The organism is Prosthecobacter sp. GW821-HT29F12, from assembly GCF_058803405.1.
This window is the reverse complement of the sequence record NZ_CM179517.1, coordinates 1,530,758-1,545,689: the sequence shown is the minus strand read 5'-3', so window position 1 is coordinate 1,545,689 and position 14,932 is coordinate 1,530,758. Positions and strand designations below refer to the sequence as shown.

The 14,932-nt window shown below is 60.5% G+C and carries 9 protein-coding genes; 7 read left to right on the top strand and 2 right to left on the bottom strand.

Annotated features, from left to right (window positions below; translation table 11 throughout):
* Positions 1-25: 25 nt before the first annotated feature.
* Both AC3RLQ_RS06530 and AC3RLQ_RS06525 read right to left on the bottom strand, forming a co-directional pair.
* Positions 26-3,499 carry a DUF1553 domain-containing protein gene (locus tag AC3RLQ_RS06530; RefSeq protein WP_493035461.1) on the bottom strand — a complete coding sequence of 1,158 codons (3,474 nt, stop codon included), beginning with the start codon at positions 3,497-3,499 and terminating at the stop codon, positions 26-28.
* Positions 3,500-3,562: 63 nt separating this feature from the next.
* Positions 3,563-4,531: a heparan-alpha-glucosaminide N-acetyltransferase domain-containing protein gene (locus AC3RLQ_RS06525; RefSeq protein WP_493035460.1), complete on the bottom strand. Its 969-nt coding sequence runs from the start codon at positions 4,529-4,531 to the stop codon at positions 3,563-3,565.
* Positions 4,532-4,608: 77 nt separating this feature from the next.
* On the opposite strand from AC3RLQ_RS06525, the gene AC3RLQ_RS06520 reads away from it, so the two are divergent.
* The 7 genes from AC3RLQ_RS06520 to AC3RLQ_RS06490 all read left to right on the top strand — a co-directional run bounded on the left by AC3RLQ_RS06520 (position 4,609) and on the right by AC3RLQ_RS06490 (position 14,788).
* Positions 4,609-7,191 carry a CehA/McbA family metallohydrolase gene (locus tag AC3RLQ_RS06520; protein WP_493035458.1) on the top strand — a complete coding sequence of 861 codons (2,583 nt, stop codon included), beginning with the start codon at positions 4,609-4,611 and terminating at the stop codon, positions 7,189-7,191.
* Positions 7,191-7,577, top strand: a complete 387-nt coding sequence (cdd, locus tag AC3RLQ_RS06515) for a cytidine deaminase (protein WP_493035455.1) — start codon at positions 7,191-7,193, stop codon at positions 7,575-7,577. Before AC3RLQ_RS06520 ends, cdd begins: the two co-directional genes overlap by 1 nt.
* Before the next feature lie 10 nt (positions 7,578-7,587).
* The gene (locus AC3RLQ_RS06510; RefSeq protein WP_493035453.1) at positions 7,588-8,457 is read left to right on the top strand and encodes a D-hexose-6-phosphate mutarotase; all 870 of its coding nucleotides are present in this window, start codon (positions 7,588-7,590) and stop codon (positions 8,455-8,457) included.
* A 178-nt stretch (positions 8,458-8,635) separates the two neighbouring features.
* The gene (locus AC3RLQ_RS06505; protein WP_493035451.1) at positions 8,636-9,919 is read left to right on the top strand and encodes a phenylacetate--CoA ligase family protein; all 1,284 of its coding nucleotides are present in this window, start codon (positions 8,636-8,638) and stop codon (positions 9,917-9,919) included.
* A gap of 106 nt (positions 9,920-10,025) precedes the next feature.
* Positions 10,026-10,700, top strand: a complete 675-nt coding sequence (locus AC3RLQ_RS06500) for an ABC transporter ATP-binding protein (protein ID WP_493035449.1) — start codon at positions 10,026-10,028, stop codon at positions 10,698-10,700.
* Positions 10,697-13,885: an FtsX-like permease family protein gene (locus AC3RLQ_RS06495; protein WP_493035447.1), complete on the top strand. Its 3,189-nt coding sequence runs from the start codon at positions 10,697-10,699 to the stop codon at positions 13,883-13,885. Before AC3RLQ_RS06500 ends, AC3RLQ_RS06495 begins: the two co-directional genes overlap by 4 nt.
* Before the next feature lie 123 nt (positions 13,886-14,008).
* The gene (locus AC3RLQ_RS06490; RefSeq protein ID WP_493035445.1) at positions 14,009-14,788 is read left to right on the top strand and encodes a hypothetical protein; all 780 of its coding nucleotides are present in this window, start codon (positions 14,009-14,011) and stop codon (positions 14,786-14,788) included.
* Positions 14,789-14,932 lie beyond the last annotated feature (144 nt).

Sequence of the window (14,932 nt, the reverse complement as noted above, 5' to 3'; positions counted from 1 at the left end):
TAAATCCAAGGCTCAATTCATGCAATCAGTGATTAAACACAAACTCCGCCGAATTCAGCAAACTCCACAGCACATCCTCAATCGCTTGCTGCCGGTTCGCGACACCGACATCCAGAGCCTTGCCCGCAATCGCCGCTTCTTCGGCAGTGGGCAGGCGTGAGTAGCAGGCGAGGTAGAGCTCCTCCATGATCTGCTCCGGCTTGAGATCGCTCTTGGCGAGTCGCGTTACGCGACCCTTGCTGCTGGTCAGCATCTCCTGCAGTTTCGTCGAGTTCATCAGATGCAGCGCCTGCACCACACTGGGCTTGGCATCACGTTCGCAGGGGCATTCGGAACTGGCATTGGGGCGGCCAAAGGCATCCATGAACTGGCTTTCCAGCTTGTGATTCCACGTCTGCTTCGCCAGCGCATCAGCCGGCATGCCGGAGAAGGTTTCATGGACATCGGTGACCTCACACACGGCATCCAGCAACGTTTCCGCAGGCAAACGACGACGGTAGCTGCGGCTGTAGTTTTTCAAATCAGCGACGTTCGTCTCATTCGGCAGGCTGCTGAGGCGATAGGTCTGCGACAGCATGATGTTGCGCATGAGGTGCTTCAAATCGTAGCCGTGCTTCACGAAATCCTGCGCCAGCCAGTCCAGCAGCGGCCCGTTGGTTGGCGGGTTCGAAGCGCGGAAATCATCCACAGGATCGACGATGCCGCGCCCCATGAAGCTGGACCATACACGGTTCACAAGGGCAGGCGCAAAATAAGGGTTGTGCGGATTGGTCATCCAGTCCGCCAGCACCGCGCGCGGGTCTTGCGTTTCCGCGATGGTGATTTCCTTGTCGGCAGGCGGGCGTGGTTTCAGCGTGGCCTTGGTCACAGGATGCTCAATACCCGCGTTGCCCGGCGCAAACCACATCTGCTCCGGCTCACCGCTAATCGGCGCAGAGATCCCCTGCCCCTTGCGCTTCATCTGCGTGAAGAACGCGGCCATCTGATAATAGTCCGTCATGTCCCACTTTTCCGTCGGATGGTGATGACACTTGGCGCATTCAAGACGCACACCAAGGAAAATCTGTCCCACGAAGGTCGCCGCATCCACAGGATCACGCTTGTCGCGCCAGACCGCCACAGGCCCGTCCTGATGCGTGTTGCCCTGCGCCGTGAGCAGTTCGCGCACAAAGCGGTCCCAGGGTTTGTTCTCGCGGAAGCTTTGGCGGATCCACTGATCAAGCAGATAAACCGGCTTCACGCCGACACGCGAAGGATTCGGACGAATCAGGTCTCCCCATTTGATGGCCCAGTGGTCGGCCCACTCGGGGCGCTGCAGCAGCGCATCCACCCATTGCTCGTACTTCTTGGGATCCTTGTTCGCCACAAAGGCGCGTGCTTCGTCCACCGTCGGCAGCATGCCGATGGCATCCAGCGTCGTGCGGCGCAGAAACTCCGCATCCGTGCAGGTGTCGCTGGGCAAATGGCCGAGCTTTTGCAGGCGCGCATACACGAGCTTGTCGATCTCATTGCGCACGGTCAGCTTGGCGTAGCGTTCCGGCGGCAGCAGCTTGTCCGCAGGCACTGCCACGCGCGAGATGGCCACCTGCCCCATGTAACGCGCCACGATGACCGTCTCACCGCTTTCGTTTGTGGTCTTCATGTGACCTTCTTCATCCACCGCAGCGATGGATTTCTCGGAGGAAATGTAGTCCGTCAGCCCCGTCACATCACGGGTCGTTCCATTGCTGTACTTCGCCGTGACCTTCAAAGCGCCCGCTTCATTCTTGCGATACGTCTTTTCAGCAGGCACCACCTCGATGCCCGTGAGCGCAGGCTGTCCCGGGGTTTCATACGGCATGCCCTGCCGAATCCATTCCGCGATGGTCTTCGCCGACTCGGAGTCCGGCTCAAACCGCTGCCCGCCCTCATGCTGCACGCGCACCACAGACTTTTGCAGCAGCAGACTGTCTTCCGGCAATGCGGGGAACACACGACGCCCGCGCGAGTCCTTCACCAGTTCCATGTAGTCCCCCTTCGGATCGAAGGCGAAAATGGAAAGTTTAAAGCCCGCCTGTCCGGACGACTTCGCATGACAACTGCCCAGATTGCACCCCGCTTTGCTCAGTACCGGCAGGATGTCCTGCGTGAAGGAGAGAGCCTTGGGATTGGGCGTGGCAGGCGCAGCCGCAGGACCGCTCAGTTTCGTGACCTTCTGCTTCTCATCGATCTGGAAGACATCACCCGCATCGGTGGCGGCATAGACATTCTTGCCATCCGCCGTCATCACCGCCGCATTCGGCACGTCTTCGAGAGTACCGATCTTCTTGTCCGTCCCCGAGGTGAAGGCAAGACGCACTCCATCATGCGCCTTCAATTCCGTGACGCCATGCACGCTGCCGTTGTCATTGAAGTATGTCAGTTTGGTGGAATCCGGCGACCACAGCAGCGCGTTCACTGGCGAAGTTTTATCTCCCAGCAGCATGATCATCTCCTTGCTGGCGATGTCCCAGACTTTCAGGTCTTTGTCCGCGCTGCCAGTAGCCAGCCACTTGCCATCCGTGCTGAATCCCAGCGCCACGATGTGCCCCACATGCCCCTCGATCTTGGCAGTTTCCTTCAGTGTTGCCGCATCCCACACCTTGGCCTGATTGTCTGCACCGCCAGTGGCGATCTGTTTGCCATCGCGGCTCATGGCCAGACTCAACACATTGTCCGCATGCGCCTCCACTGTCTGCGCCGGTTTCGGCTCGCCGAGCTTCCAGCGGTGTAGCACCCCTTTCAGGCTCGTAGCCCCATCGGCCAAAATCAGCGTGGCATTATCCAGCAGAAACACAGCACCCGTGACCCGCCCCTCCAGCGGTGCCGTCAAAGTGTGCGCGACTTCCCATGCCGGAGCCTTCCACACCAGCACACTCCGGTAACCACCGGCCGCCAGCAGCGAAGCATCCGCATTCCAGGCCAACGACTGCACCACATCCTTGTGACCTTCCAGCGTCGCCACCACCGGCGCATCCTTCGCCGTAACATCACGAATCAGTACCCGGTTGCCCCGCCCCACAGCCAGGAGTTTGCCATCCGCACTCAGCGCCATCGCCGCCGCAGGCGTGTGGCTTGCAGGCAGCGCCGTCAGTTTGTCCGCAGGCGTCAGTTCACCGAATTTCTTCAGCGCTGCATCATCCCAGGGCGCGCCCGCATTCACCCAAGCTTTCAGCAGGTTGATCTGCTTCTCCGGCATCTGCTTCTTCGGCGGCATGTGGGCATCGCCCGGATCATTCAGCGCTTTGATCAAGGCGCTGTGATCCGCATCTCCGGCGATGGCGGCACCATTTTCGCCGCCCTTCAGGGCCAGTTCACGCGTTTCTAGCGACAGTCCGCCCTTCTTCTTTTCTGCATTATGACAGCCGAGGCACTGCGTCTTCAGCAGCCCCATCGCTTGTGCGGGATGCACCTTCGCCACTTCCGCAGCGAGCGAGGAGGTGAACAGGATGAAGGCAAGAACGTGGCGACTTTGGATCATGGGTAGTCTTAAACTACGCCCTAAACTGCAAGCCTCTTGCCATTGATCCTCAACGTGACCCCGCTATCGGCGCATCTTTCGCCGTTCGTTATACCACCCCAGCCCCAGCGATACGACAAACAGCCCCACAAAAATTCCAAACACCGCCCACAGCGGCTGGGTCATTCCAATGAGAAACTGCAAGGGCAGACGCGGCAGCGGCACCGCGTGGATCAGCAGCAAATGCACCACATATAGCAGCAGCGATTCTCGGCCCGCCAGCCGCAGCCAGCCGGTGATGGCGCTGAGACGGTCCGCCACGCAAGCCACCAGCACAGCGGACATCATCACCCAGCCGAGACGCTCCAGAAAGAACTCCGGCTGCCCGCCCGGCCATGGTGAATACGGCTGCGCAAAGGCCAAAAGCGCGCCCAAAATAAAGACCACCGCCGCATGGCGGCCCGCCGTCCCGTCCCACAGCCAACGCGTCAGAAATCCAGCCAGCCCGAAACCCACCCACGGAAACAGCGCAAAGAGTGAGCCTTGGTTGCGGTTGAAATACTGATCAATAATGAGCACCCCCGTGTGCCAGCTCTCCGCCGACTTTTGCAGTCCCACAAAGAAGACCAGCATCATGGCCACCACCACCTGCCTCCACCGGCCAAAGCGCTCCGCCAGCAGCATCAGCATGCCGCTGATGGCCAGACAGTGCAGCACATTGACCGTGCACGCCGCACGCCATGCCTGAGCATGGAACAGATCCAGCCACGGAACATACATCAGGTAGCCTATGAGCAGCACCATCAGCAGCCTTTTCAAGGCAGGCAGCGCAGGCTTCGCCGCCGCCGATGTCACATGCGCCCGCACAAATCCGGCGATCCAGAAAAACGCCGGGGCGATCAGTCCATGGTAGTAAGTAAGCTCGTGATACCACCCCGTGTGCTGCAGCCGGGCGTCGAGAAACGTGTTCGCCGAGTGAGTCCAGACCATGCCCAGCACGGCCAGACCACGGAAGAGATCGAGCCACAGGAGGCGTTTGCTAGGAAAAGACACGCGCTAAACTAACTAAATTGTTTCCGTTCACAAGATGTCACTCCGAAGTCCGTTGGTTACAGCTTTCGCTCCCAACCATGAAGTCAGCCATCCTGCTCTCCCTCCTTATCGCAAGCTCCGTGCCTGCCGCCGAAGTCTTTGAAGCCGCGCTAGGCCGCGAAACCGAACTTCCCAAAGGCAAGGAGGCAGACGGCATCCTCGGCGACTTCGTCTTGCGCAGCGACAAGGTGGAAGCCCTGATCTCGCAGAACTCGCCCAATCGCAGAGCCAACATGAGCACCTTCTACGGTGAAGACGGCGTCACCCCCGGCTGCCTCTACGATTTGACCCTGCGCGGTGCGAACAACGACCAGCTCGTCGTGTATGGCCCCTGCGGGCACGGCAATGTGAGCTACGTGAAGATCATCGACTCGAAGGAAAAGGGCGAGGCCGCCGTGGAATCCGTCACCACCGCCGCAAAGAACGGCGGCGTCTACAAGAGGCATGAATACCGCGTCAAAGACGGCACGCAGGGCGTCTTTATCACCACCACACTGCGCAACGAAACCGACAAGCCGCTGAAGACCTTCACCAAGTCCGACTTCACCCGCTTTGATTCCACCGGCACGACGACCGATGGCATTTTCTGGACCGATGCCATCAATCCCGCCCACAAGTGCGGCTACGCCGTCGGCACGCTCAATGTCACCGGCGCAGAAAAGATCGAAGACACCATGGAGCTCGCGCCCAAGCAGGAAGTCGTCATCTCGCGCTTCTTCGCCATCGGCACCTCGCCTGCACAGGCCGTGGGTGAGTTCCGCTCCGTCAAAGGGGGCAAGCTGGGCAGCGTGGACGGACTGATTCTGGATGCCAAAAACAAAGGCATCACAACAGCCAGGATCGTGGTTCCCGAGGGCGCAAAAGGCATTCCTGCCTATCCCGATGACGAAGGCAAATTCAGTCTCAAGCTGCCGCAAGGTCCAGTGGAGTTGCAGATCGAGGACCTGGGACGCACTCAGGCCAAGATTGCTATCACCATAGGTGAAGGCGCAGCACTCACCCCCAAAGTGATCCTTCCAGACGCCGCCCGCATTCGCTTCAACATCACCGACGAATCCGGCAAACCCATCCCCTGCAAGGCCCACTTCGCCCCCCTCGACCAAGACGCGCCCAAACTCGACCTCGGCCCCAAATGGCGCGCGCATGGCTGCGTGGATCAGTACATGAGCGAAAACGGCCAGTTCACTCAGCAGCTTCCTCCGGGCAAATACCGCGTCGTCGTGGTTCGTGGCCCAGAGTATTCCCATCTGGAGCAGGAAGTGATCGTCGAAGCTGGCAAAGAGTCCGTCTTCAAAGGCACTCTCAAACGCGTGGTCGATACCAAAGGCTGGATCAGCGCCGACTTCCACAATCACAGCACCCCCAGCGGTGACAACGTCTGCGATACGGACGGCCGCCTCATCAACATCGCCGCAGAAAACTTGGAGTTCACCCCCACCACCGAGCACAACCGCTTCTACGATTGGGAGCCCACCATCAAGGCACTCGGCCTCGAAGCCCACATCAAGACCGTCAAAGGCATCGAACTCACCGGCAGCCGCCAGCACGTCAATGCCTTCCCGTTTGAGCCCGAGCCTCTCAAGCAAAACGGCGGCGCACCTGATTGGAATGATGACCCCCGCATCACCGTCCTCACCTTGCGCCGCTGGCAGACCGAGCGCGCGGACCGCTGGATTCAGTTCAACCACCCTGACCTCTCCAACATGTTCGTGGACCGCGACAGCGACGGCATTGAAGACGGCGGCTTCGTCGGCGTTGGCAGCATGATCGATGGTGCCGAATCCCAAAACGGTGCAGGCACAGACATCCTCGCTGACGCGCCATTCCGCTTGAGCCGCCCTGCCGGCTCCTTGGCCATGAAGGTCAGTGCAGTTCGTGAATTTGTCTGGCGTCAGCTCTTGAATCAAGGCCTGCGCGTCACCGCCGTCGGTGTGGCAGATGCTCACTCAGTCTACGGCAACGGTGTCGGCTGCTGGCGCTGCTACCTGCCCAGCAGTACCGATGAACCCGCCAAGATCGACTGGGCCGAACTCTCCCCGCATGCGAAGGCCGGCCACCTCGTGCTCAGCACCGGCCCCTTCCTCGAAGTCACCACCCAGAACGGCAAGATCGCCGGAGATGATGACCGTTCCACCGGCGGCATCGATTTGAAAGTGCGCGTGCAATGCACCGACTGGATGGACATCGATCGCGTGCAGGTTCTCGTCAACAGCCGCCCCGATCCCAAGCTCAATTTCACCCGCGCATCCCACCCGCAGATGTTCAAGGACGGCGTGGTCAAGTTTGACGAAAAAATCCACGTGCCTCTGCAAAATGACGCCCACCTCATCGTCGTCGCCATCGACGAAGACGGCGATCAAAAAATCGGCTACGGCACCAGCGACTACGCCAAGGTGCGCCCCTGCGCCTACAACAACCCCATCTATGTGGATGCCAACGGCAATGGCTTCACCCCCAATGGCGACAACCTCGGCTTCGAACTCCCCACCGGTGGACTCAAAGTGGATGCTGCTAAAGAAAAACTCATGCGAGCTGGCTTGATCAAAGACGGCCCGCAACCTGCTTCTCCAACACCAGCATCACCACCCGCAGCCGAACCGAAGAAGAAAAAGAAAAAGTAATGCCCCCTGCCTCCACCCTCCTGGCAAGCGCCACTGCCGCCGCCGCGAAAGCCTACGCCCCCTACTCGCGCTTCCAGGTCGGCTGTGCGCTGCTGACGGCGCAGGGCAATCTCTTCACCGGCTGCAATGTCGAAAATGCGAGCTACGGCCTGACCATCTGCGCGGAGCGCAACACCATCTTCCGCGCCGTCGCAGAGGAGGGCCCCGGCATGAAGATCGCCGAACTGGCGGTCATCGCCCTTGGGCATGAGTTCCCTCCCTGTGGGGCCTGCCGTCAGGTCATCGCAGAATTTGCATGGCCGGACACGCCCATCTGGTTTCTGCGCGATGGAAAACCAGTGGCAATGACGATGGCGGAGTTGCTGCCGGCGAGCTTCAGGATATGAGTGCGCCCGCATGACACTCCCTCCTTCCGTTTCACTCATCGAAGAACCCGCAGGTTATCCCATTCTTGTCATCGAGCATCCCGCTGCGTCGGGTCGCATCGCGCTGAACGGAGCTCACGTCACCGATTGGATTCCCGAAGGGCACGATCCCGTGCTCTTCATGAGCGCCGATGCGGTGCTGGAAACTGGGAAGCCCATCCGCGGTGGCATCCCTGTTTGCTGGCCTTGGTTTGGCCCGAACCCCACGGACAGCAGCAAACCGGCCCATGGCTTTGTGCGTCAGGTGACCTGGGAGGTCGATGTGGCCCGCGAATCCGAGACAGGCGTGGAGATCGTTCTCAAGCTGTCTGATTCCGCTGCCACGAAAGCCCTCTGGCCACACGCTTTTTCAGCCAGGCTGCACGTCCACATGGGCGCTTCGCTGCAGGTCACCCTGCAAGTGACCAATACCGACTCCGCCGCATGGAGCATGACCGGTGCGCTGCATACCTACTTCAATGTGGAGGACGTGCGCAAAGTCGCCATCCATGGCCTGCATGGCACGCAGTACGTCGAAGGCCGCCTCTCACCCGACAAACGCCCGCAGCACGGCACCATCGGCATCGATCAGGAAGTGGACCGCATGTACATCTCCGATGCCACCGTCATCGTGCATGATCCGCTCTGGAAGCGCGAACTCGTCATCGAAAAAGCTGGCAGCCTGGCCACGGTGGTGTGGAATCCGTGGATCGAAAAATCCAAGCGCCTCGCCGATCTCCCCGACGAAGCCTACCCCGAGTTTCTCTGCATCGAAGCCGCCAACGCAGGCGAGGATGTCGTCACTGTGCAGCCCGGCCAGGAGCATCTGCTGATGCAGCGCATCGATGTGCGGAAATTGTAGCCCACCTGTGGCGCGGAGAGCCACACAACGCACCAATGACGAGTGAATGTCGAAATCCCCATGTTCGGAGACATTAAAGACATTCGAATTTTCTTCATCATTCGTCATTCGGTTTTCGTCATTTCCACAATCCACCCCGTTGCTTGACCCCGCCTCATGCCTCGCCATGTCTTGACGCGTGTCTGAGGGTCCTCCATTGATCGACCGGGTTCGTTTGCGCTCCAACCAGTGGCGCAAACTGCGCTCCATCGTGCTCAATCTCGCCACCACGGACAGCTTCTACGGCAAGAAGATCCGCGAATGGCAGCTCAAAGTAAGCCGCCTCAATCGCGTGGAGGATTTCATTGCGCAGGTACCCTTCACCACCAAGGCGGACATTCAGGCAGACCGCCTCGCGAACCCGCCCTTCGGCACCAATCTGACCCGGGCCATCAGCCAGTACACCCGGTTCTGCCAGACCAGCGGCACCAGTACCGGCGTCCCCATGGCCTGGGTGGACACCCCCGAAAGCTGGGATGCCATGCTCAAGTGCTGGCAGCGCGTCTTCGATGCCGCAGGGCTCGTCAAAGGGCGCGACCGCATCTTCTTCGCGTTCTCCTTCGGCCCGTTCCTCGGTTTTTGGACGGCCTATGAAGCAGCCGCAAAAGACTACCTCATCATCCCCACCGGCGGCATGTCCAGCCGGGCGCGCCTGGAGGCCATGGCCCGTTATGGCGCCACGGTCCTTTGCTGCACTCCAACGTATGCACTACGTCTGGGTGAACTGATCGGCGCACCCTCCGGCGTCGAACGCATGGGCCTGCGCATCAATAAGATCATCGTCGCTGGCGAAACCGGCGGCAGTGTGCCCGAGGTACGCAAGCGTCTGGAGGAACTCTGGGAAGCCCGCATCTTTGATCATCACGGCATGACCGAAGTCGGCCCCGTCAGCTACGAGACGGAAGACATGCCACGGCAGCTCGTGGTCATGGAGGAGGCCTACCTTGCAGAAATTGTGAATCCTCAAACAGGCGAGGAAGTGGCCGATGGCGAATGTGGCGAGCTGATACTCTCCACGCTGGACCGCACCGCCTGCCCGCTGCTGCGCTATCGCACAGGAGACTGGGTGAAAAAGAAGCTCCATCGCGGCAGGCTGATGCTCGATGGAGGCATCCTCAGTCGTGTGGATGACATGATCGTCGTGCGCGGCGTAAACATCTATCCCAGCGCCATCGAAGCCGTCGTTCGGCAGTTCCCCGAAGTCGTCGAATACATGGTCGAACAGCGCAAAGTGGATGCCATGGACGAGATCGAACTGGTCGTCGAAATGGACGGCAATGTGGCGAAGCCGCTGCTCAAGCGTCTCGAAGCCAAGCTAAAAGACACCTTTTCCCTCCGTATTTCAGTGCGCCTCGCCGAGCCCAACACCCTGCCCCGCCATGAGTTCAAAGCGAAGCGCTGGCGCATCGTTCAAGCAGCCTGAACCATCCGCAAGCGGACCGAATAACGAAGCTACAGTGACAAACCAGGCATAATGGATGCCTCATTTTCCCGCTGTTCATCTGCCACAGCTTGTTTACGCTCACCCCATGCCACTCATCCAACTAACCAACGTTTCCAAATCCTACACCGACCCAGGCAGCGGAGCGCAGGTGCCCGTGCTGCGCGGCATCAATCTCAGCATTGAAGCCGGTGAATCCGTGGCCGTCGTCGGCCCCTCCGGCTGCGGCAAGAGCACCCTGCTCAACATTCTCGGCACGCTCGATTTGCCCGACTCCGGCGACATCACGTTTGATGATCAGGCCCTCACCAGCCTGACGGCCCAGCAGCTTGCTGCCGTGCGCAGTCAAAAAATCGGCTTCATCTTCCAGCTTCACCATCTCATGCCGCAGTGCTCCGTGCTGGAGAACGTGCTGCTTCCCACCCTCGCCCTGAAATCCCCTCCGGCAGACGCCTTGCAGCGCGCGGAATCCCTGCTCGAACAGGTGGGGCTCAAGGACCGCATGAACTGGAAACCCGCGCAGCTCTCCGGCGGCGAACGCCAGCGCGTGGCCTTTGTGCGTGCACTGATCAATCAGCCCCGCCTCATCCTCGCCGATGAACCCACTGGCGCTCTCGATGAGACCAGCGCCGACACTTTGACCGACCTGCTGCTCCAGCTTCAGAAAAGCAGCGGCGTCACGCTGATCATGGTCACCCATCACCGCGCACAGGCAGACCGCATGGGCCGTGTGCTGACGATTCACGAAGGCGCCCTGCAATGAAACTCACGGATTACGTCCTCCAGTCCGCACGCCATTACTGGCGTGGTCATCTGGGCCTGCTCTTCGGCACCTTCCTGGCCGCCACCATTCTGACCGGCTCCATGCTCGTGGGGGATTCCGTGCGCGCCAGCCTTGAGCGCGTGGCGGCCCTGCGACTCGGTAAAGTGGAAGGCGGCATTCTTGGCGGCGACCACTGGTTCACCGAAACTCTGGCTCGCAAAACTCATTCAGCCCCCGTCATCATCGCCACCGGTGCTGCAAGTGCGGCCAATGGCAAGGTGCGTGTCAATGGAGCCCAAGTGCTCGGCGTGGACGCAGGCTTCTGGAAGCTCAGCACCAGCTCCAAGAACCTCGCCTTTGATAAATCTGCCGTGGTCATCAATGAACCACTCGCGCGCAAACTCGGCGTGAAAGCAGGAGATACCATCCTCGTCCGGTTGGAGCGCCCCAGCGCCATTTCGCGTGATGCCCCCCTCTCCGGCAGCACCAATCAAGACATCTCTCTTCGGCGCACCATTGCTGCCGTGATCAGTGCGGAAGACTTCGGCGCCTTCCAGCTCACCGCCTCGCAGGTGCCGCCAGACTCGGTGTTTGTAAATCTCGCCGATCTTCAAACCCAGCTCGAAATGGACGGCAGGATCAACGCGCTTCTTCATCCGCAGTTCAACACCCTGCGTGCGCATGTGGAAGAACATCGCACCCTCGAAGACTTCGCGCTCAAGCTCAAACGCCTCGACGGCGCGCAGAAAGAATGGGAGATCAGCACCAGCCGCGTGTTTCTGGACCGCAGCATCGCCGACAAACTCGGTGAATTCAAAGGTGCTCACGGTGTGCTGACGTATCTCGTCAACGGCATCACCTCCAAACAGGGCGGCACCCCCTACTCCATGATCACGGCCACCGGCCATGGCAAGGATGATGAAATCACCATCACCCAATGGCTGGCGGAGGATCAGAAACTCGCCATCGGCGATGAACTGGAGGTCAAATACTTCGTGGTAGGTCTGGGGCGCGATCTCAAACAGCAGTCCGCCAAGTTCAAAGTCGCAAAGATCCTCCCCATGGATGATCCCATGGTTACCAAGGCATGGACGCCCGAATTCCCCGGCGTCTCGGACGTGGACAACTGCCGCGACTGGGAGCCCGGCATCCCCATGGACATGAAGGCCATCCGCGACAAGGACGAAGCCTACTGGGATGAATTCAAAGGCACCCCCAAAGGATTCATCACCTTGGCTGCCGGTCAAAAACTCTGGGCCAATCGCTTTGGCAAGCTCACCGCCATTCGTCTGCCAAATGAAGGCCAGACCATGGAGGCAAAATCAAATGCCCTCGCTCTGCGCCTGCAGCTTGCAGACATCGGCCTGGTGCCGCGTGATTTCAAACAGGATGCCGGAAACGCCGCCAAAGGCAGCGTGGACTTCGGCGGCCTCTTCATCGGTCTCAGCATGTTTCTCATCGCGGCCGCCCTCGTCTTCGCTGCTCTCCTTTTCCTCTTCACCCTGGAGCGTCGTGCCGCACAGATCGGCCTGCTCCTGGCCGTGGGCTGGACTCGTGGCATGGTGCGCCGCGCCTGGCTGCTGGAGGCAGGCGTCATCGCCACCGCAGGCGTTTTGCTCGGGGTCTTCGGCGGCATGTTTTACACCCAGACCGCACTGCACGGACTCTCCGCCATCTGGACGGGGGCCACCCAAGGGCTGCCCCTCATTTTCAGCGCCAGCTTTGGCACCATCTTTAATGCAGCCCTGGCCACGCTGATCGTGGTGCTGCTCACCCTCGGGTGGGCCAGCCGGAAGCTCTTCAAAATCCAGGCGCGTGACCTGCTCGCCGGCTCCTGGAGCGATGACCTCACACCTGTGCAGAAAAAGCGGGGCAGCAAACCGATGCTCATTCTCGCAGTCGTCGCGCTTGCACTCCTCGCCGCGGGGTTCGTGCTCAAAAATCCCGAAGCCGTCGCGGGCATGTTCTTTGGCTCCGGCATGCTGATGATGATCGCCGGACTGCTCTTCCTGCGCGGCTGGATGCGCCGGGACAGCGGCTCGCTCGCTCGTTCACTCCGACAGATCGGCCTGCGCAACATCTCCCGCCGCCCTTCCCGCAGTCTCGCAGTGATCGGCATGATGGCTGGCGGCATCTTCCTCGTGGTCGCGGTCAACGCCTTCCGCATGAGCGCTGGTGACACCACCGCACGCGACTCCGGCACGGGCGGCTTTGCACTCATCGGCGAATCCTCACTGCCCGTCTATGAAGACCTCAATGTGAAAGCTGGCTGGGACGCCTTTGGCCTTGATGAAAAACTCATGCCTCAGTCCCGCGTGGTGCCCTTCCGTGTGCGCGATGGCGATGATGCGAGCTGCTTGAATCTCAACCGCGCTCAAAAGCCTGTGCTCGTCGCCGCAGACCCGGCCAAACTCACCGGCACCTTTGCCTTTGCCTCTGGTTCCTGGGACAAGCTCAACGACACCACCTGCATCCCCGCCATCGCCGATCAAGCCACCGCCATGTGGGGCCTCGGCAAAGGCGTGGGCGATACGCTGGACTACCAGGACAGCTCCGGAAACACCTTCCAGGTGAAAATCGTCGGCCTCCTGGCGGGTTCCATCCTGCAGGGCAAGATGATCATCACCGAAAAGGACTATCTCTCCAAGTATCCTGATGCCGCCGGCTACCGCTTCTTTTTGGTCGATGCCAAACCTGAGCAATCAGCCGAAATCGCCGCCCATCTCACCCGTCAGCTTGAGCAGCGCGGCCTCGCACTTGAGCCCACGCGTCAGCGCCTGGAGTTGTTCCTCAGCGTGCAAAACACCTACATCGGCATCTTCACCGTCCTCGGTGGCCTCGGCGTGCTACTGGGCACCGCCGGCATCGGCGTCCTCATCGCGCGCCATGTGCTGGAGCGCCGCGGGGAACTCGGCCTCATGCAGGCCCTCGGTTTCCGCGCCGGAGCCCTGCGCAGCATGATCATGGGAGAGCACAGCCTGCTGCTCGTCCTCGGCCTCATTCTCGGTGTCGTCACCGCCTCCCTCGCCGTGCTGCCCCAGCTGATCGAACGCGGCGGCAGCCTGCCTCTCGCCTTCCTGGTCCAGCTCATCGTCGCCGTCCTCGGCTTCGGCCTCATCATCTGCGCCATCGCCGTGGCCACCGCCGTGCGCGGCACCCTCACCGATTCCATTCGTCGCGAGTAAGAGGCACAGCCACCCAAGGAGAGGCACTTGCCAAGTGCCTCGGGTTCAGATCCCCTCCCACTTAACCATTGCCAATCGGCAGTTCTCAGAACAAACATCGAGCGTCCCTCATCCTGACTCTCCATGCTTTTCTGGACACACATCTTCGACCTTCTGGCCAAGCTCGCAGGCATGGCCCTCACCATGGCGATGTTCCTGCTCAGTGTGCCCAATCCACCGGCCAAGGGACATCCGCTTCTCTTCATCCTCTGCTTCCTCGCAGGGATCCTCATCTGGTGGTTTGCCCTGCGGCCCCTGTCCTCGTGGCTGCATGCACGGCTGCGACTCGGGGCACCACTTTCGTGGGCGCAGGCAAGACGGGCGTCCATGCTGTTTTCACCCGTGCGCGATATGCTGCACTGGCATCCCCTATGGGAGGTGCGCCAGTTGCCGGCACAAACACGTGTGGCCGCGATTGAAGAGTTCATGGACCAGTTGCAGGCCGAACAGGAGGAAAAGGCCGCCCGCCTGCGGGCAGTCCCTGCGCTGAGTCACGCCTTCCGCTGGCTGCAATGGGTGGTGCTGGCTGTCGCGGTTGTGCTCACCTTTGCCCATCTTCCGCCAGCCTCCTGGGTCTCCGAGTTTCAAGCATACCTCTTCGATGGAGCCTACCATCCGATTCTAACCTTCCTCATCGTAGCACTGCCTGTGGCAGGCATCCTCCGCTGGCTGGAGCACGCCACCGCCCCGAGCAAAGTCACGGTAGCTGGCACTCCGTCCGCAATCGAAGAGCCCCTTGCACCACTTCAGGCTGCGACAGCTTCCGCCCAAGCGCAAACAGTCGCCAAGGAGCAGGAAATGACCGTCGATCCCAACGATCACTCACGCTTCGCGCCGCCCGACTCGCGGAGGCCAAATGGGTAATAAGGACGCTGCATTCCGCTGCTTCACAGGCACCTCTCGTTGCGGGTGCAGCATTGTTGTCACCCCGAAACACACCTCCGCAGAATCCGAAATCCTTTCCGTGTATTCTGTGTATTCCGTGGTTGATCAAATCCGCCCCCTCAG